Source organism: Viridibacillus arvi, assembly GCF_001274945.1.
Taxonomy (GTDB): domain Bacteria; phylum Bacillota; class Bacilli; order Bacillales_A; family Planococcaceae; genus Viridibacillus; species Viridibacillus arvi.
In genome coordinates, this window is record NZ_LILB01000006.1 from 1 (window position 1) to 1,826 (window position 1,826).

General features: G+C 33.7%; 2 protein-coding genes. Both read left to right on the plus strand.

From position 1 onward, the window contains the following. The first annotated feature begins 283 nt into the window (after window positions 1-283). Window positions 284-802: a sigma-70 family RNA polymerase sigma factor gene (locus AMD00_RS17440; RefSeq protein WP_053418348.1), complete on the plus strand. Its 519-nt coding sequence runs from the start codon at window positions 284-286 to the stop codon at window positions 800-802. Continuing rightward, entirely contained in the window at window positions 795-1,682 is an 888-nt protein-coding gene (locus tag AMD00_RS17445) for a DUF3298 and DUF4163 domain-containing protein (protein WP_053418349.1), read from the plus strand. Before AMD00_RS17440 ends, AMD00_RS17445 begins: the two co-directional genes overlap by 8 nt. Window positions 1,683-1,826 lie beyond the last annotated feature (144 nt).

Consider the following 1,826-nt stretch of genomic DNA (forward strand, 5'->3'; position numbering starts at 1 on the left):
CTGCCCCGTTAGTTCAATAAAGAAAAAAGAGCCATACATTTTGAAATTATTAGTACCATCATATTACCTCCTTTAATTGATACGTTCAACGTACCAAGGGGTCTGATTGTTTATAAACGTTGTTTGAATACGGGCTTATTTTGTTTTGGTATGTAACTACTTTGGAATGATAAAACTTATCTCATATTGGGATAAGTTTTTTATTGCTATCAACTTTTTCTTCATTTCACACGTCTAGTAGTTGTATACAATTTGAAAATGTTAAAAAGGAGCTTCTTTGGACATGAAAACAAGAAATGCATTTCAACATGAAGAGACATTTGTCCAGTTTATTCGTGAACAGAAAGAACGTTTTTATTTGCTGGCGTATAACTATACGAAAAATGAACAGGACGCACTTGATGTTGTACAAGACAGTATTCAAAAAGCAATGCTTTCTCTCGATCGACTAGAAAATGTCGAGTATATGAAAAGCTGGTTTTATAAAATCGTCGTACGTACTTCCATTGATTTTTTACGTAAGCATAAACGCTTACATGTGACAGACGATGATACATTACAATATTTAACACCTGCACAAGAGGATGTCTACGAAGACGTTGATTTAGAGCATGCGTTAGACGAGTTACCTCAAATGTATCGTGAAGTTGTCATTTTACACTATTTTGAAGATTTAAAGCTCGCTGATGTAGCCAATATCCTAAACATTAAGTTGAGTACAGCCAAAACTCGCCTTTATAAAGCGTTAAAACTCTTAAAAATTCAATTGCAAGATGTGAAGGGAGAAACAACACATGGATGAAAAATTAGAAGAAATAGAAAAGCAATATAATGAGGTACCCATTCCCAAAGAGCTTGATTTTGTGGTTGAAAACGCACTAGAGCAAGGCAAAAAGAAGAGAAAAAACCGAGCACCACTATGGTTACTTGGATCTGCAGCGGCAGCAATGCTTTTTACAGCTAGTTTAAATGTCAGCCCTGCAATGGCACAAACACTTTCAGAAATTCCTGTTGTTGGCAGCATCGTAAAAGTTTTAACATGGACTGAATATGAAGTTAAAGAAGACACATATGATGCTGACATTAAAGTACCTTCTATTGAAAACTTAGAAAATAAAGATCTTGCCAATACTTTAAATGAAAAATACCGTTCAGAAGGTAAGGCTCTTTATGATGACTTTATTTCTGAGGTTGATTATGTAAAGGAAAATGGAGGCGGTCATGTAGGGATTGATAGTGGTTATGAAATCAAAACAGATACTGACCAAATCTTATCAATTGGCCGTTATACCGCCAATACAGTTGGATCATCTTCTACAGTTATGCAGTACGATACAATTGATAAACAAAATGAAATTTTAATTACACTACCGATGCTATTTAAAGACGATAGTTATATTAAAACGATCAGTGAAAACATTATTGAACAAATGCGTGAACAAGCTGCATCCGACCCAGATAAAACGTACTGGGTAAAAGGAGGAGGTCACCCTGATGAAGAAGTTATAGATGAATTTACAACTATTAAAGCTAATCAACAATTCTATATTTCAGATAAAGGTAAACTTGTTATTTCCTTCGATAAATACGAAGTAGCACAAGGCTATATGGGTATAGTAGAATTCGAAATCCCAACCGATGTCCTAAAAAATGATCTTGTAAGTTCTAAATATATTCATTAATCATTTTGCTGAAAAGTATTGTTCCAAAATACGAGGTATTTGACGATTAAATTGTCAAATACCTCGCATTTTTATGTATGAAATACTTCTTTGGTTCTTCTTTTAAGAAGAGTATGATTATTTTAAATCTCCTTCTTCAACTAA